Source organism: Streptomyces sp. NPDC051921, assembly GCF_040680975.1.
Lineage (GTDB): Bacteria > Actinomycetota > Actinomycetes > Streptomycetales > Streptomycetaceae > Streptomyces.
The window spans coordinates 64,357-83,738 of the sequence record NZ_JBFAXU010000027.1; the positions used below are offsets into that span (position 1 = coordinate 64,357).

At 71.5% G+C, this 19,382-nt stretch carries 19 protein-coding genes; 10 read left to right on the forward strand and 9 right to left on the reverse strand.

The genetic code is table 11. The features are described from left to right. Positions 1–15: 15 nt before the first annotated feature. Positions 16–618, reverse strand: coding sequence for a rhomboid family intramembrane serine protease (locus AB0M16_RS30390; protein WP_365348599.1), 603 nt, complete (start codon positions 616–618; stop codon positions 16–18). Positions 619–714: 96 nt separating this feature from the next. Here AB0M16_RS30390 and AB0M16_RS30395 point away from each other — a divergent pair, with 96 nt between their 5' ends. Beyond that, the gene (locus AB0M16_RS30395; RefSeq protein ID WP_365348601.1) at positions 715–1,392 is read left to right on the forward strand and encodes a UbiX family flavin prenyltransferase; all 678 of its coding nucleotides are present in this window, start codon (positions 715–717) and stop codon (positions 1,390–1,392) included. Here the strand turns inward: AB0M16_RS30395 and AB0M16_RS30400 are convergent. After that, positions 1,389–1,523 carry a hypothetical protein gene (locus AB0M16_RS30400; RefSeq protein WP_365348603.1) on the reverse strand — a complete coding sequence of 45 codons (135 nt, stop codon included), beginning with the start codon at positions 1,521–1,523 and terminating at the stop codon, positions 1,389–1,391. The two genes, AB0M16_RS30395 and AB0M16_RS30400, sit on opposite strands and share 4 nt — an antisense overlap. 114 nt (positions 1,524–1,637) lie before the next feature. Between AB0M16_RS30400 and AB0M16_RS30405 the strand changes: the two genes are divergently transcribed. Next, positions 1,638–2,093 (forward strand): Lrp/AsnC family transcriptional regulator, encoded by a 456-nt coding sequence (locus AB0M16_RS30405; RefSeq protein WP_128976305.1) that lies wholly within the window; start codon positions 1,638–1,640, stop codon positions 2,091–2,093. Between the two features lie 58 nt (positions 2,094–2,151). Further along, the gene (gene mqnE / locus AB0M16_RS30410; RefSeq protein ID WP_365348605.1) at positions 2,152–3,315 is read left to right on the forward strand and encodes an aminofutalosine synthase MqnE; all 1,164 of its coding nucleotides are present in this window, start codon (positions 2,152–2,154) and stop codon (positions 3,313–3,315) included. 7 nt (positions 3,316–3,322) lie between these two features. On the opposite strand, the gene AB0M16_RS30415 is transcribed toward mqnE, so the two are convergent. After that, entirely contained in the window at positions 3,323–3,856 is a 534-nt protein-coding gene (locus AB0M16_RS30415) for a GNAT family N-acetyltransferase (RefSeq protein WP_365348607.1), read from the reverse strand. Positions 3,857–3,974: 118 nt separating this feature from the next. Between AB0M16_RS30415 and AB0M16_RS30420 the strand changes: the two genes are divergently transcribed. From AB0M16_RS30420 to AB0M16_RS30430, 3 genes are all read left to right on the forward strand, one after another. Further along, positions 3,975–4,241: a DUF4229 domain-containing protein gene (locus AB0M16_RS30420; RefSeq protein ID WP_365348609.1), complete on the forward strand. Its 267-nt coding sequence runs from the start codon at positions 3,975–3,977 to the stop codon at positions 4,239–4,241. A gap of 174 nt (positions 4,242–4,415) precedes the next feature. After that, a complete protein-coding gene (locus tag AB0M16_RS30425; RefSeq protein ID WP_365348611.1) occupies positions 4,416–4,523 on the forward strand; it encodes a putative leader peptide in 108 nt (35 codons plus the stop codon). An 85-nt stretch (positions 4,524–4,608) separates the two neighbouring features. Further along, positions 4,609–5,949, forward strand: a complete 1,341-nt coding sequence (locus AB0M16_RS30430) for a dicarboxylate/amino acid:cation symporter (RefSeq protein WP_365348613.1) — start codon at positions 4,609–4,611, stop codon at positions 5,947–5,949. 126 nt (positions 5,950–6,075) lie between these two features. Here AB0M16_RS30430 and AB0M16_RS30435 read toward each other — a convergent pair whose 3' ends face one another. Next, positions 6,076–6,648: a dihydrofolate reductase family protein gene (locus tag AB0M16_RS30435; RefSeq protein ID WP_365348615.1), complete on the reverse strand. Its 573-nt coding sequence runs from the start codon at positions 6,646–6,648 to the stop codon at positions 6,076–6,078. 148 nt (positions 6,649–6,796) lie between these two features. Between AB0M16_RS30435 and AB0M16_RS30440 the strand changes: the two genes are divergently transcribed. Both AB0M16_RS30440 and AB0M16_RS30445 read left to right on the forward strand, forming a co-directional pair. Further along, positions 6,797–7,387, forward strand: a complete 591-nt coding sequence (locus AB0M16_RS30440) for a TetR/AcrR family transcriptional regulator (protein WP_365348709.1) — start codon at positions 6,797–6,799, stop codon at positions 7,385–7,387. A gap of 69 nt (positions 7,388–7,456) precedes the next feature. Next, positions 7,457–9,337: an AMP-dependent synthetase/ligase gene (locus AB0M16_RS30445; RefSeq protein WP_365348617.1), complete on the forward strand. Its 1,881-nt coding sequence runs from the start codon at positions 7,457–7,459 to the stop codon at positions 9,335–9,337. 280 nt (positions 9,338–9,617) lie between these two features. On the opposite strand, the gene AB0M16_RS30450 is transcribed toward AB0M16_RS30445, so the two are convergent. The 4 genes from AB0M16_RS30450 to AB0M16_RS30465 form a co-directional block, all read right to left on the reverse strand. After that, a complete protein-coding gene (locus tag AB0M16_RS30450; protein ID WP_365348619.1) occupies positions 9,618–10,295 on the reverse strand; it encodes a pyridoxal 5'-phosphate synthase in 678 nt (225 codons plus the stop codon). 43 nt (positions 10,296–10,338) lie between these two features. Then, entirely contained in the window at positions 10,339–13,743 is a 3,405-nt protein-coding gene (locus AB0M16_RS30455; protein WP_365348621.1) for a hypothetical protein, read from the reverse strand. 211 nt (positions 13,744–13,954) lie between these two features. Beyond that, on the reverse strand, positions 13,955–15,217 hold the full coding sequence (locus AB0M16_RS30460) for an FAD-dependent monooxygenase (RefSeq protein ID WP_365348623.1): 1,263 nt from the start codon (positions 15,215–15,217) through the stop codon (positions 13,955–13,957). 187 nt (positions 15,218–15,404) lie between these two features. Further along, a complete protein-coding gene (locus tag AB0M16_RS30465) occupies positions 15,405–16,568 on the reverse strand; it encodes an acetyl-CoA acetyltransferase (protein WP_365348625.1) in 1,164 nt (387 codons plus the stop codon). A gap of 106 nt (positions 16,569–16,674) precedes the next feature. Between AB0M16_RS30465 and AB0M16_RS30470 the strand changes: the two genes are divergently transcribed. Together AB0M16_RS30470 and AB0M16_RS30475 are read left to right on the forward strand one after the other, a co-directional pair. Further along, complete coding sequence (locus AB0M16_RS30470) at positions 16,675–17,952, forward strand: acyl-CoA dehydrogenase family protein (RefSeq protein ID WP_365348627.1); 1,278 nt, start codon at positions 16,675–16,677, stop codon at positions 17,950–17,952. Beyond that, positions 17,953–18,444, forward strand: coding sequence for a nitroreductase family deazaflavin-dependent oxidoreductase (locus AB0M16_RS30475; protein WP_365348629.1), 492 nt, complete (start codon positions 17,953–17,955; stop codon positions 18,442–18,444). 199 nt (positions 18,445–18,643) lie between these two features. Here AB0M16_RS30475 and AB0M16_RS30480 read toward each other — a convergent pair whose 3' ends face one another. After that, positions 18,644–19,291 carry a TetR family transcriptional regulator gene (locus AB0M16_RS30480; RefSeq protein ID WP_365348631.1) on the reverse strand — a complete coding sequence of 216 codons (648 nt, stop codon included), beginning with the start codon at positions 19,289–19,291 and terminating at the stop codon, positions 18,644–18,646. Positions 19,292–19,382 lie beyond the last annotated feature (91 nt).

Consider the following 19,382-nt stretch of genomic DNA (forward strand, 5'->3'; position numbering starts at 1 on the left):
GTCCTCCGGGAAGCGTCAGCCGGTCAGGGCCGCGGGGCGGGGGCCGCGGCGCAGGACGAAGGCCGCCGTCACTCCCGTGAGCAGGCCGAACAGGTGGCCCTGCCAGCTGATCCCGTCGGTGGGGACGATGCCGGTCAGCATCGAGCCGCCCCACACCGCGGCGACGAGCAGGCCCACGACCGCCTCCCACGGTCTGCGGTCCACGAAGCCGCGGACCAGCACGTAGCCGAAGAGACCGAAGACCACGCCGGACGCGCCGGCGGTGACGGTGCCGGACGGCGAGAACAGCCAGACGCCGAGGCCGCCGAAGAGCACGACCAGCGCGACGACGGCCAGGAGGCGCCGGATGCCGCCGAGCGCGGCGAGGAAGCCGAGGACCAGCAGGGGCACGCTGTTCGCGGCGACGTGGCCGAAGCCGAAGTGCAGGAAGGCCGACGGCACGATGTGGGCCAGCTCGCCGGGCTCGCGCGGGGTGACGCCGTACGCGTCGAGGGCGTGCCCGGTCACGAGGTCGACGACCTCGAGCAGCCACAGCAGGGCGACCCAGCCCGTCATCAGCTTGGCCGCTGCCATCGCCCGGTCGGACCGGCTCCATCCGTCGATCGCGGTTCCGCTCATTTCCCGCCCCCTCCTGGACGTTTCCCTCCGTCCCGGGTCAACGTCCGGGGCACCTTACCCGGTGCCCGGTGCACCCCTCCGGATAGGCTCGTCGGCGTGGAGCCGGAGAAGAAGCAGCAGCGTCGTCCCTGGGTGGTCGGGGTGTCAGGGGCGTCCGGGACGCCGTATGCCGCCGCCGTGCTGCGAGGGCTGCTCGCCGCGGGGGAGAGTGTAGACCTGGTCGTGTCGCGGGCCTCGCGGCTGACGCTGCTCGACGAGACGGGCATCGCCTTCCGGGACGCGCACTGGCGCGAGGACCTGGCGGCCTGGCTGGCGCGGGGCGCCGACGGGAAGCCGGACACCTTCGACGTGGACATCGACGACGTGCGGTACTGGGCGGCCGGGGACCTGGCCGCCGGGCCGTCCTCCGGGTCGTACGCGGTCAAGGGGATGCTCATCGTGCCGGCGTCCACGGCCGCTGTGGCCGGGGTCGCGCTCGGGCTCTCGAAGGACCTGTTGCAGCGGGTCGCGAGCGTGACGCTCAAGGAGCGGCGTCCGCTGGTCGTCGCCGTGCGGGAGACCCCGCTGAACGGGCAGACGCTCAAGCACATGGTGGCGCTGGACGAGGCGGGCGCCGTGGTGCTGCCCGCCTCTCCGGCGTTCTACGCGGGGGCGACGCACATCCAGGACCTCGTGGACTTCGTCGCCGGGCGGGTGCTCGACGCGGCAGGGGTGCCGCACGAGCTGTACCGCCGTTGGGAGGGAGAGCTCGGTGGAGCCCTCCTGTCGGATTAGCGCTTCTCGGCGCGCTTCTTCGGGGCGCGCTTGGAGGCGGTCGGCTGGTGGGCACGCGAGCGGTTGGCCAGGTCCTGCAGCTCGCGCATACGGGCGTAGGCCATCTCGATCGTGTACACGGTGAACACCACTCCTGAAGATCGTCTTTGATCTGAATGAACGATTCACAGGGCGTCGGACCCTGTGTACCTTAGATTCTATACCTAAACTCGCGGTATCGCTGGACAATGGAAGGCTTCATACCTATGGACGCCGTGGACAGGCAGCTCATCCAGGCTCTGCGCGAGAACGGCAGGGCCTCGTATGCCGAGCTCGGCCGGCTCGTCGGGCTCTCCGGCCCCTCCGTCACCGACCGCATCAACCGCCTTGAGGCCGCCGGCGTGATCACCGGCTACCGCGCCACCGTCGACGCCGCCTCCCTCGGCCTCGGCGTCACCGCCCTCATCGGCATCTCCCTCTCCGACGCCGCCGACCACGAGGACGTGGCCCGCCGGCTGAAGGACCTGGCCGAGATCGAGGACTGCTGGTTCATCGCCGGCGACGACTCCTTCATGCTCAAGGTCCGCGCCAACGACGTGGACGGCCTGGAGAAGACGATCCGCCGGCTCAGCGGGACCAAGGGCGTGTCGCGGACCCGTACCACGATCGTGCTCTCCACCAAGTGGGAGAACCGGGTCGGAGATCTGCCGGAGGAGGCCTGAGAGTACGGTGGAGCCGTTTGGCGCCTGAATGCAGCAGATGAGAGTGGGAGGCGACCGTATGGACGCGGGGCTCAAGCGGGAGCTGGAGCAGAAGGTCCTCGCCGGCGAGCGGCTGAGCCGCGAGGACGGCATCGCCCTGTACGAGTCGGACGACCTCGCCTGGCTCGGCGGTCTGGCCCACGAGGTCCGGACCCGCAAGAACGGCGACGTGGTGCACTTCAATGTCAACCGGCATCTGAACATGACCAACGTCTGCACCGCCTCCTGCGCCTACTGCTCCTTCCAGCGCAAGCCGGGCGAGAAGGACGCGTACACCATGCGCATCGAGGAGGCCGTGCGCCTCGCGAAGGCGATGGAGAACGAGAACCTCACCGAGCTCCACATCGTCAACGGGCTCCACCCCAACCTGCCGTGGCGCTACTACCCGCGCTCGCTCTCCGAGCTGAAGAAGGCGCTGCCCAACGTCTCCCTGAAGGCCTTCACCGCCACCGAGATCCATCACTTCGAGACCATCTCCGGCCTCTCCGCCTCCGAGATCCTCGACGAGCTGATCGAGGCGGGCCTGGAGTCGCTGACCGGCGGCGGCGCCGAGATCTTCGACTGGGAGGTCCGGCAGCACATCGTGGACCACCGGACGCACTGGGAGGACTGGTCCCGGATCCACCGCCTCGCGCACGAGAAGGGTCTGAAGACCCCGTGCACGATGCTCTACGGCCACATCGAGGAGCCGCGCCACCGCGTGGACCACGTCCTGCGGCTGCGCGAGCTCCAGGACGAGACCGGCGGCTTCCAGGTCTTCATCCCGCTGCGCTACCAGCACGACTTCGTCGACATGCAGGACGGCAAGGTCCGCAACACCCTGCAGGCGCGGACCCAGATGGCGACCGGCGCCGAGGCGCTGAAGACCTTCGCGGTCTCCCGGCTGCTCTTCGACAACGTCCCGCACGTCAAGGTGTTCTGGGTGATGCACGGCGTCCAGACCGCGCAGCTGGCGCTCCAGCACGGAGCGGACGACATGGACGGCTCGGTCGTCGAGTACAAGATCACCCACGACGCCGACAACTACGGCACCCCGAACAAGCTCACCCGCGACGACCTCCTGGACCTCATCCGGGACGCCGGCTTCCGGCCCGTGGAGCGCAACACGCGCTACGAGGTCATCCGCGAGTACCCGGGCCCGGACGCCGGGCTGCGCGAGTCGCCGCAGCCGATGCGCGTCTGACCCGCCGCTAGGCCAGCTGCAGCAGCATGACGATGTCGTCGCGGTCGTCGCCGGGGGCCACCCGGATGGCGGCCGGGACGCGTCCGACCTCCTTGTAGCCGGCGCGCGCGTAGAAGGCGTCGACGCCGGTGCCGCCGCGGCAGGTCAGCCGGATGGCCTCGATGTGCTCGAAGCCCTCGGCGGTACGGGCCGCCTGCTCGGCCGCGGCCATCAGGTCGCGCCCGTACCCCTTGCCCTGGTGCCGGGGGTGCACCATCACCGTGTACAGCCACACCCAGTGCGTCATCAGGGGGTGGCTGTTGTGCGTGAAGAAGGCGGTGGCGGCGACCTCGCCGTGCCCGTCCCGGCCGACCAGCAGTCGCGTGCCGCCCTCCGCCATGCCCACGAGGTGCCTGAGCAGGGCGGGCCGGATCTCCTCGGGGGTCACGGGCGGGACGAAACCGACGGCGCCACCCGCGTTGGAGACGTCCGCCCAGAGGCTGAGGACTCCGTCGCGCAAGGCGCGGTCGACCGGCGGGTCCAGCTGAAAAGTAAGAGGCATATCGCGAGAGTACCTATTACAAGTGTGGCGCTCAAGCCGTTTCCGGGCCCCGCTCCCGGGTGGCGGGCCGCTCCGTGCTTCACTGGAGGGACGCTCGTCCGGTATGGGAGGGACAGACATGCTCCGCTACACCTTGATGCGCCTCGGCATCTTCGCCGGGAGCTTCCTCGCGCTGTGGGGCCTGGTCTACGTCGGTGTGCTGCCGCGCGGCCTCGGCGACTCCAACCTGCTCTGGGTCCTCCTGCTCGCCGTGGTCGTCTCCGCCCCGCTCAGCTTCGTGCTGCTGCGCAAGGAACGGGACGCGATGAGCGTCGACATCGTCGCGAAGGTCGACCGGGCGAAGGGCCGCCTGGAGGCGAACCGCTCGGCCGAGGACGCGGCCTGAACGACATAAAGGCGCCGTAAGGTACCTCACACGCAGAACACCCCAGAGTGGGAGCTTCCAAGGCTCCCGCCTGGGGTGTTCTGCGTTTCGAAGGCCGAGAAGGGGGCACGCGCGCGATTCTGTCTCAAAGAAGGGCTTTGAGGTTCTCAAAGTTCAAGTGTTAACGTGTCGCCCATGAAGACCGCAGCGCGCCTCCCCGATGCCGCGAGCACCCCGCTCGTGGCGCGCCTGCACGTCGATCTGTGCCGCTGTACGTCCGCGGTCTGTTGCCCGTCGCTCTGACCCGGCATCATGCAGCGGCCCGCGCGTGGAGCGCGTGTGCGCCGCACCCCCGTCCCCGTATTCCCCCGATACGCACCAGTGGAGTGTGTCCGTGTCCGCGTCCTCGTCCGCGTCCGTGACGAAGTCCCGCATACCCAAGGTCCCGTTCTGGGCCCAGATCGTCGCCGGCCTCGTCATCGGCGTCCTGCTCGGCTGGCTCGCCCGCAGCCAGGACATCGGCTGGCTGCAGGAGACCCTGTCCCAGGTCGGCGGCATCTTCGTCCAGCTGCTCAAGCTGGCCGTCGCCCCGCTCGTCTTCTTCGCCATCCTCGTCTCGATCACCAACCTCCGTAAGGTCAACAACGCGGCCCGCCTCGCCGCGCAGACCCTCGTCTGGTTCATGATCACTTCGCTGATCGCGGTCGCCATCGGCCTCGCCATCGGCCTGATCACCAACCCGGGCGCCGGCACCGGCCTCACGCCGAAGGACGGCAAGCTCCCCGAGCACCAGGGCAGCTGGATCGACTTCCTCACCGGCATCGTCCCCACCGACGTCATCACGCCGTTCACCGAACTGAACGTCCTGCAGATCGTCTTCATGGCCGCCGTCGCCGGCATCGCCGCCCTCAAGCTCGGCGACAGGGCCCAGCCGATCCTCTCCCTCTCCGAGTCCGCCCTGGAGCTGCTCCAGAAGGCCCTGTGGTGGGTCATCCGCCTGGCTCCGATCGGCACCGCCGGCCTCATCGGCCGCGCCATCGTCAACTACGGCTGGGACCTGATCGGCAAGTACGCCACCTTCACCGCCGACGTCTACATCGGCTGCGCCCTGGTCCTCTTCGGCGTCTACCCGCTGCTCCTCGCGACGGTCGCGAAGCTGAACCCGCTGCAGTTCTTCAAGGGCGCCTGGCCCGCCATCCAGCTCGCCTTCGTCTCCCGCTCCTCGGTCGGCACCATGCCGGTCACCCAGCGGGTCACCGAGCGCCTCGGCGTCCCGAAGGAGTACGCCTCCTTCTCCGTGCCGTTCGGCGCCACCACGAAGATGGACGGCTGCGCCGCGATCTACCCGGCGCTCGCCGCGATCTTCATCGCGCAGATCTTCGACGTGCAGCTGGGCGTCAAGGAGTACCTGCTGATCGCCTTCGTCTCGGTCATCGGCTCGGCGGCCACCGCCGGCCTCACCGGCGCGACGGTCATGCTGACCCTCACCCTCTCGACGCTCGGCCTCCCGCTGGAGGGCGTCGGCCTGCTGATGGCGATCGACCCGATCCTCGACATGATCCGCACCGCGACCAACGTCGCGGGCCAGGCCCTGGTGCCGGTCATCGTCTCCGCGCGCGAGAAGATCCTCGACCACGCCGCGTACGAGTCCGCCTCGGCCTCCCCGGTCGACGACCTGGTGGACGCGCGTGGCGCCGAGTCGAAGGTGACGGTCCCGGCCGCTGCCTGAGCCGTCGCGCGTCGCCCGTCGCGCGTCGCCGTCCTGCCGACGCCCGAGGCCCCTGCCCCCGTGAAGGGGGGAGGGGCCTCGGGCGTTCGACGGGGTGCTCCGTCCGGCCGGCGGGCGGCCGTGGCTTCAGCGGACGACGTCGAAGACCTGCTTCTGCAGGCCGTTCGGGTAGGCCTCGTGCTCGACGAGCTCCAGCTTCTGGACGTCCTTGTCCGTGGTGCTGAAGAGGCGCTTGCCGGCGCCGAGCAGGAGGGGGAAGACGAGCAGGTGGTAGCGGTCGATGAGGCCCGCGTCCGACAGGGCCTGGTTGAGGGAGGCGCTGCCGTGGACGATGATCGGGCCGCCCTCGGTCTCCTTCAGCGCGGCGACCTCGTCGAGCGAGCGCAGGATCGTGGTGTCGCCCCAGTCGGTCACCAGGTCGTCCTCGGTGAGGGTGGTGGAGACGACGTACTTCGGCATGACCTTGTAGTCGGCGAACTCCGCCATGCCGGGCCACACGGGGCTGAAGGCCTCGTAGCTGACCCGGCCCATGAGCATGGCGGAGGCCTCCTTCTGCTCGCGGCCCTTGATCTCGAAGGACTCGGGGAGGAACTCGGTGTGCTTGAAGGTCCAGCCGGAGTTGCGGTAGCCGGGCTCGCCGCCGGGGGCCTCCACGACGCCGTCGAGCGAGATGAAGGCGGTGCTGATCAGAGTGCGCATGGGTATTCCTCGGTCTCTCGGTGCCGGTCTCGGCGGCTCGGTGGTGTCCTGCTCCCTGCCTTACGTGATCTAAGACCGATGATCCTGGAGGAACTCATCGGTCGTCGGCATCCCACTAGGGTGAGGTGTCGTGGCGGGGACGAGGAGGCTGCCGCGCGAGGTGCGCGAGCGGCAGATGATGGACGCGGCGGTGCGGACCTTCGGGCGGCGCGGGTACCAGGCGGCGTCGATGGACGAGATCGCCGAACTGGCGGGGGTCTCCAAGCCGTTGGTCTACCTCTATCTGCACTCCAAGGAGGAGCTGTTCACCTCGTGCATCCGGCGTGAGTCCCGGGCGCTGCTCGCCGTGGTGGCCGCCGCCGTGGAGGGGGAGGGGGCGGCGGAGGAGCGTCTCTCGGCGGGGCTGCTCGCGTTCTTCACGCACACCGCGGAGCATCCGGACGCGTGGGCGGTGCTGAGCCGGCAGGCGCGGGCGCAGGGGGAGCCGTTCGCCACGGAGGCGGAGCGGATGCGGGCCGAGATCGCCGGGTACGTCGCGGAGTTGATCGGGGCCGCGGCGCAGGGGCCCTGCGATGCCGAGGGGCTGGCGCAGGCGCTGGTGGGGGCGGCGGAGTCGCTGGCCAACTGGGCGAACGGGCCGGCCGGGATGCTGCCGCGGCAGGCCGCGGCCACGCTGATGAGCCTCGTCTGGGCCGGGCTCGGAAGTCTGACCGCTCATGGCGGGGATCTGTCCAAATAGCCTGCGGAGCCTTAGATTTACTCGGAAGTAAGGTTACTGTCCGGTTCTCGACGCCCCGAGGAGCCGCACGTGCCCGTCTCCGAGTTCCCGCCCGAGCTGGTCCGTGTCGACGGGACCGTCCGCGAGGTGTCCGTACCTCCGCTCGTGCCGCCCGTACGGCGCGGCTCGCTCGCCGACCTGCCGTACGACACCGCCCGCGAGGAACCGACGGCGGTGCTGTTCTCCCGCAGGCAACCGGACGGCGGTTGGGCCGACGTCACCGCCTCGGCCTTCGCAGCCGAGGTGCACTCCGTCGCCAAGGGGCTCATCGCCCAAGGGCTGCGGCCCGGCGACCGGCTCGCACTGATGGCCCGCACCCGCTACGAGTGGACCCTGCTCGACTTCGCCGCCTGGGCGGCCGGGCTGATCACCGTCCCGCTCTACCCCACCTCCTCCGCGTACCAGACCCGCTGGATCCTCCAGGACTCCGGCGCCGCCGCCTGCGTCGTCGAGGACGCCGCCCAGGCCCGCCTCGTCTCCAGCGAGCGGCGCCAGCTGCCGTCCCTCGGACAGCTGTGGGTGCTCGACACCGGAGCCGTCGAGCACCTGCGCAAGGCCGGCGCACGCGTCGCCGACGAGGCCGTCACCGCCCGGCGCGGGCTGCTCACCCCGGAAACCCTCGCCACGCTCATCTACACCTCGGGCACCACCGGCCGCCCCAAGGGCTGCGCCCTCACCCACGCCAACTTCTTCGCCGAGGTCGACAACGCCGTCGCCCTCCTCCACCCCGTCTTCCGCTCGGCGAGCAGGGAACCCGCCTCGACGCTGCTCTTCCTGCCCCTCTCCCACGTCTTCGGGCGCATGGTCGCCATCGGCTGCGTCCGCGCCCGGGTACGGGTCGGGCACGCGCCCTCCGTCGAGAGCGACGAACTCCTCGCCGACCTCGCGAGCTTCCGGCCCACCTTCCTGCTCGCCATCCCGTACGTCCTGGAGAAGGTCTTCCACACCGCCCGCGCCACCGCCGAACGCGCGGGCCGCGCCGCCGCCTTCGACCGGGCCGCCCGGGTCGCCGAGCGCTACGGCCGCGAGCAGGCGAAGGACACCGGTGGCCCCTCCCTCGGCCTGCGCGCCGCCCACGCCCTCTACGAACCGCTCGTCTACAAGCGCATCCGGGCCGCGCTCGGCGGCAGGGTCCGGCACGTCATCTGCGGCGGATCGCCCCTGGGCGCACGGCTCGCCGAGTTCTTCGCGGGCGCCGGCGTCGAGGTGTACGAGGGTTACGGCCTCACGGAGACCACCGCCGCGGCCACCGTCACGCCGCTGACCGGCCCGCGCCCGGGCACCGTCGGCCGCCCGCTGCCCGGCACCGCCGTACGCATCGCCCGCGACGGGGAGGTCTGGCTCAAGGGCGGCCACGTCTTCGCCGGCTACTGGGACGCCCAGCGCGGGCTCGCCCTGCCGTACACCGACGAGGGCTGGTTCCCCACCGGCGACCTCGGCGCCCTCGACGACGAGGGCCATCTGCGGATCACCGGCCGCAAGAAGGACATGATCGTCACCTCGGCCGGCAAGAACGTCGCCCCGGCCCCCCTGGAGGACTGGCTGCGCGCCCACCCGCTCGTCGCCCAGTGCATGGTCCTCGGCGACAACCGCCCGTACGTCACCGCCCTCGTCACCCTGGACCACGAGGGCCTGCTCCACTGGCGCAGGATGCGGCACAAGGACCACCTGGCCCTGTGGGAACTCGCCCGCGACGAGGAGCTCCTCGCCGTGGTCCAACGCGCCGTCGACGACGCCAACCGGCTCGTCTCCCGCGCCGAGTCGATCCGCGCCTTCCGGATCCTGACCACGGAGTGGACCGAGACCGGCGGCCACCTCACGCCCTCCCTGAAGCTCAAGCGCAGGGCGGTGCTGCGCGACTTCGCACGGGAGATCGACGAGATGTACGGCGCGCCGCCCCGCGCGGACTAGGGAACGTCCGGCGGATCGTGCCGGGCCCGCGGCGTGGGCCGGTGTCCTGCCGAGCGTGCCGGGCCCGCGGTGCACGCGGGAGTTCGACGGCAGGGCCTGGAACCGGACCCGGACGGTCAGGCCACCGCCCTCGGCGTTCGCCGAGGCGGTCGCCGTCGCCCTGGCCCTCCTCCGTCCCTGGGAGTCGAGCCGATCACGCAGGTCACGCCGATCACGCCGGGCTCGCGGCCCCCGGCACCGTTCCCCGTTCGGCCTGTTCGGCCAGATCGACGGGACATCCCTAGGGCCAGAGCAGCTCGCGGGCCCAGGAGCCGTCGGGGGCCTTCCGGTAGCGCAGCCGTACGTGTCGCCGGCGCTCGTCGCCCTGGAAGAACTCGACCTCGGCCGGCTCGACGACGTACAGCGTCCAGCTGTCCGCGTGCGCCCCGGGCTCGGCCTGTGCCCGGTCCCAGGCGGCCGCACTCGCCCGCGCGAGCGTGCCGAGGTCGTCCAGGAGCTCGCTCTGGTGGCCGACGAGGGCGGAGGCGAGGGCACCGGTGGTGCGGGCGTGGAGGTCGGCGTACGCCTCCTCGGGGGTGCCGGTGACGACCCGGCCGCGCACCCGCACCTGCCGCCCCTGCACCGGCCAGTAGAAGCCGAGGGCCGCCTCGGGCCGGGCGGCCAGCTGGCGGCCCTTCGCGCTGCCCGCGTGGGAGGCGAAGTGCCAGCCGCGCGCGTCCGCCCCGTGCAGCATCACGGTCCGCACGTCGGGCCGCCCGTCCGCGTCCACCGTGGCGAGCGACGGGGTGTGCGGTTCCACGGCCCCCGCCTCCACCGCCCCGGTGAACCAGGTGTGGAAGAGCGCCACCGGCTCCTCCGGCACGTCCGCCGGGTCGAAGGAGGGCAGCTCGGTGTCCCAGACCCGCGACGAGCGCAGGGCCTCCTGAAAACGCCGTTCGTCGTCCATGGCGTCCATCATGAGGCCCTGCGGTGGGGGTGGGGCGGAGCGTCCACCCCGTGGATCAGCTGGTGTAGTACCCGGCGATGTCGGCCAGGAGATCGACGGTGCCGGAGTGGTTGTAGAAGGTGATCCTGCCGTCCTTGACGGGCACGATGACGAGGTTCGGGACGGACTGTCCGGCGGTGAAGTTGAGGTTGGACACGGCCGGGCGCGTGGTGCCGTACGGGTAGACCGAGACGTAGCCGGTGGCCGTGGGGTTCGTGGCGGTGACGTTCAGGACGACGGCCGAGTACTTCGTGCCGACCTCCAGGGTGACCGTCTTGCCCGCGCCGACCTTGCCCTGCGGCACGCCGACGCCCGCGATCGTGTTCATGATGCGCTTGGGCTGCATGCCGGTGAAGACGGCGCCGCTCGCGTCCTTGAAGTAGCCGGTGACGTCGGCGAGGAGGTCGACGGTGCCGGCGTGGTTGTAGAGGGTGACCTTGCCGTCCTTGACGGGGACGATGACCAGGTTGGGGACGCTCTTGCCGGCGGTGAAGTTGAGGTTGGAGACCGGCGGTCGGGGCGTGCCGTACGGGTAGACCGAGACGTAGCTGGTCGCCGTCGGGTTCGTCGCCGTCACGTTCATCGCGACGGCGGTGACCCCGGGCTCGTCGATGGCCAGCTCGACGGTCCCCTTGGGGCCGACCTTCGCCTTCGGCGCGCCGACGCCGCCGATGGTGTTGAGGATCCGGTTCGGCGTGACGGGCTGGTACTTCGCGCCCGCGGTGCCCTCGGTGTAGTAGCCGGCGATGTCGGCGAGCAGGTCGACCGAGCCACTGCGGTTGTAGAACTCGACCCAGCCGTCGACGACGGGCACGGTCACCAGGTTGGCGACGGACTGCCCGGCGACGAAGTTGAGGTTCGAGGAGGCGGTGCGCTGCGTGCCGTGCGGGTAGACGGAGACGTAGCTCGGGGCCGTCGGGTTCGTCGCGGTCACGTTGAGGACCACGGCCGTGAGGCCCTCGGCGGGCACCCCGCCCTGTCCGGCCACCTTGAGGCGCACGGTGCCGTTCGGGCCGACCTTCGCCTGCGGCGCGCCGACGCCGCCGATGGTGTTCAGGAGACGGGCCGGTGTGACCGGCGTGTAGGTGCCGGGCAGCGTGGTCAGCGAGCTGCCGTAGACGTCGAAGGCCCCCCACTTGGCCTGCGCGGGCCCGACGCCGTCCAGCGGACGGGCGACCAGCTCCCAGCGGTACTGGCCGGATTCGATGCCGCGGCCGAGGGAGTCCCTGCCGTCCCACTCGACGCGGACGGCGGCGCCGGCGCTGCGCGTCCCGGTGAAGGTGCGGATCACCTGGCCGTCGCCCTTCGCGACCTTGAGCTCCCAGGAGACCGGCCGCGAGAAGCGCCACACCGGATCCCAGGTGGTCTCCGGCTCGACGCCGGACAGGTCGGCGTAGGACAGGCCGGGTACGGCGGAGTCGAGCATGGCCAGGGGCTGGTGGGCGAGGCCGACCCGCTTGACGTGGATGTCCCGGGCGGCGTCGAGGAAGGCCACGTCGCCGCCGAACTTGTCCACGGTCCAGGACGTCCTGCGCCCGGAGCCGGTGGCCGAGGCGGGCAGGTCCGCGAAGTCGGAGGTCTGTCCGGTGGCCGCGTCCGTCAGCTTGAGCTTGTCGCCCTCGTGCCGGACGACGAAGCCGTCACCGAGCAGGGCCTCGCCGGTCGGGACCGGGACGCTCGTCTTCAGGGTGAGGTCGTAGACCCCGGCCTTGGTGGCCCCGCAGGCCCAGTACAGCCAGCGGCCGGCGGAGGCCTGGAGCTCGGTGGGACGGCAGCCGGACTTGAGGTCGATCGCCGCCGAGGTGGCCTTGGTCTTCAGGTCGTAGGAGTTGACCAGGTTGCCCGAAGCCGCCGCGTTCTTCCACAGCTTGGTGTCCCACAGGGCCGCGGCGGTGTTCTGCACGGTGAGCAGGATGCCCGACTCGCCCGCGTAGCGGTGCTCGAAGTCACCGACGTACGTGGTGTCGCCGGCCTTCGCCAGGAAGAACCGTCCCGCGCCGTCCACGACGGACGCGCCCTCGGGGACGCCTTCCACCGGCCAGAAGGAGGACGAGGTGATGGGGTGCATCACGCTGTTCCGCTCGGCGACCGCCGAGTCGCCGTCGCCGAGCGAGGCGAGACCGGACGGTTCGGTGCGGAGGAAACGGAAACGGGTCTTCGGCGCGCTCGCGGCCGGGGTGCCGCCGATGTTCGTGTCGACGTCGGTGAGTTCGGTGAAGTCGTACTGGCCGGTGGGGCTGAGGAAGCTCAGCCGGCCGCCGCCCAGGGCGAGATGGGGAATCTGCCGGGGGACCTGCGGGATCTCGCGGACCCGGGTCACCTGGAGCGTTCCGTCGGCGTCGGCCGAGATCCGCCGGAGGGCCCAGTCGGAGGCGCTGGTGCCGCCGGGGACGAGGACGCTGCCGTCGGGTGCGAGGGCGAAGCTGCCCTGCTGGGCGTGCTTCAGGAGCTCGGTGGAGGGGCCGCCGCCGACGGGGACGGAGCGCAGGGCGTGGCCGGCGAGGTAGCCGTTCTCGGGGTAGAGCAGGTTCCGCTGGTAGACGACGGTGTCGCCGGCGACGGAGAAGTACAGGCCGGGTCCTTCGTTGCCGACGGGCGCCGGGAGGACGGTCTCCACGGGCGTGGCCGCCGGGTTGTCGCGGGGGACCGAGAGCAGCGGCTTGCCGTCGCCGGCGTAGCGGACGACGTGGCGCTCGCCGAGGGCGAACCAGCCGGTGGGCACGATGGCCTCAGGGAGCGGCTGCACCGTCGCGGTCGAGTAGTCGAGCAGGTAGGTGGCGAGCGGGCCGCCGGAGACGGGCCGCATCGTGAGGAGCGCGCCCCGCAGGTCCTGCTTGATCGCGACGATCGGGCCCACGCCCTCCACCGGGGCGCCGGTGACCCGCAAGGTGCCGGTCGTGCCGTCCTCTTCCGCCCGGTAGAGGGTGAGCGACCTGATCATGCCGAACTCGTCGCGGGCGTAGGCGAGAGTCAGGTCGGCGTTGTAGGTCTTGGCCCATATGTTGCCGGCGGGGAGGGTGACCGTCTTCTTCGCGTCGGAGCCGATCGCGTGGATGGTGACGGTGCGCGGCTGGTCGAGCGGCTCGGGGCTGATCGTCGCGTAGAGGCCCGAGTGCCCCGCGGCCTGGGCGTCGGTGATCGGGGTGTCGGTGCCCGTCGCGTGGTCCGTCCAGACCGTTCCGGTGCCTTCGAGAGCGTGCGCGTAGCCGGCCGAGCCCGCCTGCTTGAGGGAGTCGACGCGCGGCTTGTACCGACCCGGGTTCGGGACCACCACCTCGTCGGTGGATCCGGTCGTGGCGGTCGGGGCCGTCGGGGCCGTCGGGGCTGCGGTCGCGGGTGCCGCGATCGCGGCGGTCAGGCCGGCTGTGATGCCGAGGGCGGTGGCTGCGGCCAGCGACGCTCTGCGGGCGTGCGTGTTCAAGAAGTCCCCTCCGGAAGCCTGATCAGGCGGGGACGGGTGGCCGTAGTTCGCGCGTGCTCCGCGCGGCCCCCTCCGGCACTTCCTCGTCCCGCACTGCCTGTCCTTGATCGAGATCGTAACAGCGGCCCCGTACACGCCGTCAGGAGATTTCGAACCCGTTCAGACGGCTCGTACGTGCGGCTGGTCGGGCATCCGGTGCGTCCGGGCCCGCTCAGGCGGCGGTGCCGAGCGGCTCGTACGCGGCGTACTCCTTCAGCGGGACCGCGTTCGCCGCCTGCTGGATCTCCTGGCGGATCTTCTTCGCGATCAGGTTCTTGAAGGGGGTCTTGGGGAGGGTCCGCACCATGAACATGCGCATGGCGATCTTGCGGCGCGAGGAGAGGGTCATCTCCTTGGCGAACTTCTCCGCGAAGCGCCGGTTGAGCTCGACGCCGGGTCGCATGACCTCCTCGTACGCGGCGAAGCCCGCCACGTGGTCGCCGCCGGCCGCGGCGAGTTCGCCGGCCAGGACGTAGGCGCCGGTGAGGGCGAGGCCGGTGCCCTGGCCCGAGGCGGGGGAGGTGCAGTGGGCGGCGTCGCCGAGCAGGACGACGCGGCCCCTCGACCAGCGGTCCATGTGGATGGTGGCGATGGAGTCGAAGAAGAAGTCGTCCGCGTCCGCCGCGTCGGCGATCAGCCTCGGGATCTCCCAGTCGTCGCCCGCGAACGCGTCGGCGAGCAGGCGCTTCTGGGCCGCCGTGTCGCGGTGCGCACAGGCGAGTTCGGTGGGGGCGGCGAACACGAAGCAGTTCTTGGCGGTGCCCGCGGTCTCGCCGGAGGTGCTGTAGACGGAGATCAGCTTGTTCGGGCGGGCGTGGTACGTCTCCCAGCGGGTCAGGTCCAGGCGGTTGGGGCCCGTGAAGATCGAGATGTACGCGCCGAGGTGACGCTTGTAGTGCCGCTCGTCGCCGAAGACCAGGCGCCGGGTGTTCGAGTGCATGCCGTCCGCGCCGACCACGAGGTCGAAGCGGCGCCGCGTGCCGCTGTCGAAGACGACGTCCACGCCCGCGCCGTCGTCGTGCAGGGAGGCGACGGAGTCGCCGAAGACGTACTCGACGTTCTCGCGGGTGCGCTCGTACAGGATGCGGGCGAGGTCGCCGCGCATGATCTCGTCGTCCTGCGCCTCCCGGCCGCCGAAGATCTCGGCCGGCAGTTCGCCGACGGTGCGGCCCGCGGAGTCGACGTAGGAGCCGCCGTCCATGTCGGTGGAGTGGGCGCGGACCTCGTCGAGGACGCCCATCCGGTCGCAGACCTCGATGGCGCCGCCGCGCAGGTCGACCTTGTAGCCGCCGGTGCGCACGGCGGGGGCCTTCTCGACGACGGTGGGGACGAAGCCGTAGCGGTGCAGCCAGAGGGCCAGGGCCGGGCCGGCGACGGAGGCGCCGGAGATCAGGACGGTCCTGGACGGGCGAGCGGTGCGGGGCTTGGCGGGCATGGCAGGACTCCTCGTCGGGTGGTGCGGGGCCGGTCCGGCCCCGCACATATGACTATACGGATGTCCTACACGATTGTCTATGACACATGTATAGATCTTGGTCCGGGCCGTGTCGGCTTCGGCCCGAACCGGGCCGACCCGGGGCGGGGCGGGGCGGGTCCGGTCGGGGCGCGCCGGTCGGGGTGCGTCAGTCCCTGCCCAGCACCACCGTCCCCGACGAGCAGAACCAGCCGCCCGTCCCCGATGCCACCGCGAGCTCCGGCAGGGAGCCGTCCGGGCGGCGCACCTGGAGGCCGGGGGCCTCGCCGCGCAGCTGGCGTACCGCCTCGACCAGGAGGAACAGGCCCCGCATGCCCGGATGGCAGGCCGAGAGGCCGCCGCCGTCCGTGTTCACCGGCACGCGGTCCTTCTCCGCGAAGAACGCCCCGCCCTCGCCCTTGGCGCAGAACCCCAGGTCCTCCAACGTCACGAGGGTCATGTAGGTGAACGCGTCGTAGATCTCCGCCACTTCGACGTCCTCGGGGCGCACCCCCGCCCGCTCGAAGGCGAGCCGGCCGCTCACCGCCGCCGGGGAGACGGTGAAGTCCGCCCACTCCGACATCGTGGTGTGCGAGACGTGTTCGCCGGTGCCGAGGATCCAGACCGGCGCCTTCGCCGTGTCCGGCACGTATTCCTCGGCCACGAGCAGCACCGCGCAGCCGCCGTCGCTGCGGATGCAGCAGTGCAGCTTGGTGAACGGGTCGGCGATCATCGGGCCGTCGAGCACGTCGTCGACCGTGATCGGGTCGCGGAACATCGCCTCCGGGTTGAGTGCCGCGTTCGCCCGCGCCCGGACGGCGACCTCGGCGAGCTGCTCCAGGGTCGTGCCGTACTCGTGCATGTGCCGGCGGGCGGCCATCGCGTACTTGGCGATCAGGCTGTGGCCGTACGGCACCTCGAACTGCAGCGGACCGCGCGACCCGAAGGAGAGGTTGCCGGTGCGCCGCCGGGCCCTGATGTCGGCGCGGGCGGTGGAGCCGTAGACGAGCAGGACGGCGTTGGCGTGGCCCGCCGCGATGGCGTCGGCGGCGTGCGCCGCCATGACCTCCCAGGTGGCGCCGCCGACGGTGGTGGAGTCCACCCAGCGGGGACGGAGCCCCAGGTACTCGGCGACCTCGACCGGCGCGAGCGTGCCGAGGCCCGCCGAGGCGAGGCCGTCGATCACCGAGCGGTCGAGGCCGCTGTCCGCGAGGGCGCGGCGGGCGGCCTGGGCGTGCAGGGCGTAGGGAGTGGCCTCGTCGACGCGGCCGCAGTCGGAGAGGGATATGCCGACGACGGCGACGCGGCGGCGGTCCCGTGAGGTGGTGGGCATAAATCTGACGGTACATCAGATTTATTGGTCCGGGAGGGCATCGGGGCTGTGCATCTGCTCCGGGCGGTCCTAGCATGACGCACCGTCAGATACGGAGGGGAGACCCATGCGTACCGCCGCCGTCACCGAAGAACAGCAGGAGATCCGCCGCACCCTGCGCGAACTCCTCGCCAAACGCGCCGGACCGGCCGAGACCCGCGCCGCCGTCACCACCCCCGAGGGCTACGACACCGAGCTCTGGGCCGCCCTCGCCGGCACCCTCGGCCTGCCCGGACTCGCCCTGCCCGAGCGGTACGGAGGAGTCGGCTGCGGCCCCGTCGAACTCGCCCTCGCCTGCGAGGAGACCGGCCGCGTCCTCGCCCCCTCCCCGCTGCTCGCCACCAGCGTCCTCGCCGCCCCGCTGATCGTCGCCCTCGGCACCGAACGGCAGCGCGCCGAGCTGCTGCCCCGGATCGCCGACGGCACCCTGACCTGCGCCCTCGTCCTCCCCGGCGGCTCCCTCCCGCTCGCCCTCGGCCTCACCGGCGACAACGCCGCCGAATCCTGGGCCGGCGGCGGACGCGCCGGCGGCGTCCAGGCCGCCCGGCCCGACGGCACGCACTGGTCGCTGTACGGCGAGGCCGGTCACGTCATCGACGGGCACAGCGCCGGGCTGCTCCTCGTCGCCGCGCACACCGGCGGCTTCCCGCGCAGCCGCACCCTGCTCTTCCTCGTGCGCGCGGATGCGGTCGGCCTCGCACGCCGCCGGCAGCCCACCCTGGACGTCACCCGCTCCCAGGCGCTCGTCGAACTGCGCGACGTGGCATCCGAGTTGCTCGGCGAGGAGCCGACCGACACGCTCGGCGCGCTCGCCTCGACCGGGCGGACCGCGGCCGTCATGCTCGCCGCCGAGGCGGTCGGCGCCGCGCGCGGCGCACTCGACCGGACCGTCGAGCACGTCACCACCCGCGAACAGTTCGGGCGTCCGATCGGCTCCTTCCAGGCGGTCAAGCACCGCCTGGCCGACCTCATCGTCCAGATCGAGTCCGCCCGCTCCCTCACCGTGTGCGCGGCGCGGGGGGACCAGGGCGTTCCGGGGGCGCTCGCCCTCGCGCAGGCGCTGGAGGCGCAGCGCGCCGCTGCCGCCGAGACCGTCCAGCTGCACGGCGGGCTCGGCATCACCTGGGAGCACGACGCCCAGCTCTCCTTCAAGCGCGCCGCCGCCGACGAACTCCTCTTCGGCCCGGCCCACCGCTTGCGCGCCCGCGCCGCGGAGTGCGAGGGGCTGTTCGGTGGCGGTGGCGGTGGCGGTGGCGGTGGCGGTGGCGGTGATCGTGATGGCGACGGCGTCGGTGCCGGATCCCGGACCGGAGCGGGTGCGGCGGCGGCCGGGGAGGTGGCCTAGATGCCCGTCGGACTGCGCATGATGCAGAAGCTCTCCTCCACCCGCACCTTCGCGAAGGTCGCCCCGCACGTCATCCCGGCCATGGACCGGGCCGTGCACCGGATCACCCGCGGCAAGGTCATGCTCAGCGCCCAGATGCTGCCGGGCGTCATCCTCACGGCCAAGGGCGCCAAGTCCGGGCAGCCGCGCGTGACCCCGCTCGCCTGCATGCCGGAGCCGGAGGGCACCTGGCTGCTCATCGGCTCCAACTTCGGCCGTCCGGGGCACCCGGCCTGGACGGCCAACCTGCTCGCCCACCCGGACGCCGAGGTGAGCTGGCGAGGCGAGAGCTTCCCCGTACGGGCGCGGCTGCTCGCGGGGGAGGAGCGGGCCGAGGCCTGGCGCGCGGTGCTCGCCTTCTGGCCGCCGTACGCGACCTACCAGGCGCGGATCGAGCGGGAGATCCGGCTCTTCCGGCTGACGCGCGGTCCGGGCGGTCCGGGCGGCGAGTGAGGAGGGCCTGGGCGAAGAGGCGGCATGGCGGAGGGGCCGCGAAGAAGGCGGCGCGAAGAAGGCGGCGCGAGGAAGGGCGGCAAAGACACCGGCGGCGGTCACGTTTCCGTTCCTGGGGTACTTCGGTACCCCGGGTGTACGGAAACGGACCGCCGCCGGCGCGACAGGACGGGTGAAGTGAGCCAGGTGCTCGCGGGGACTACTTCGTCGGCTTCTTGCCCGTGATCCCCAGATGCACCAACAGGGCGAGGTTCGGCTTGAGTTCGGCCTGCTTCACGCCCCAGGTCTGGAAGCCCTTCTGGTGGCCGGCGACCGCCGCCAGCATGGCCACCAGCGAGCCCGCCATCGCCGCGGGGCTGATGTCCTTGTCGACCTTGCCCTTCGACTGGAGCTCCTTCACCGCGTCCGTCAGGGAGTTGGTGACCGAGTTCAGGATCTTCATGCGGATCTTGTAGAACCGCTTGTCGCCCTCCGCGGCCCCGAGGTCCACCACCCGCAGGATCGCGTCGTGCTTGCGCCAGAAGTCCAGGAATCCCTCGACCAGTTCCTCGGAGGTCTGCCAGCCGGCCTTGCCGACCCAGGAGCGACCGGAGACCAGCTCCGTCAACCCCGCTCCCTCCTTGGCCATTTCCTCCGCGATCTCGAGCACGGCGCCCTCGACGTCAGGGAAGTACTGGTAGAACGTCGCGGGTGAAGTACCCGCCTTCCGGGCCACGTCGATGACCTTGACGTCCCGGTAGGGCGAGGAGCTGAGCATCTCGCCGAGGCAGTCGAGCAGCTTCTGCCGCGTCGCCTGGCCGCGTCGTCCGGCCACGCGGCCGTCAACGGTGCGTACTTGTCCTGTCATGCCGTCAGCTTACCGAGGGGTGATCGGCGCGCGATTCGGCCGACTGCAAATGGGGTGCACCCCCCTCGCAGGCGCCTCACCAGGGCCTGTC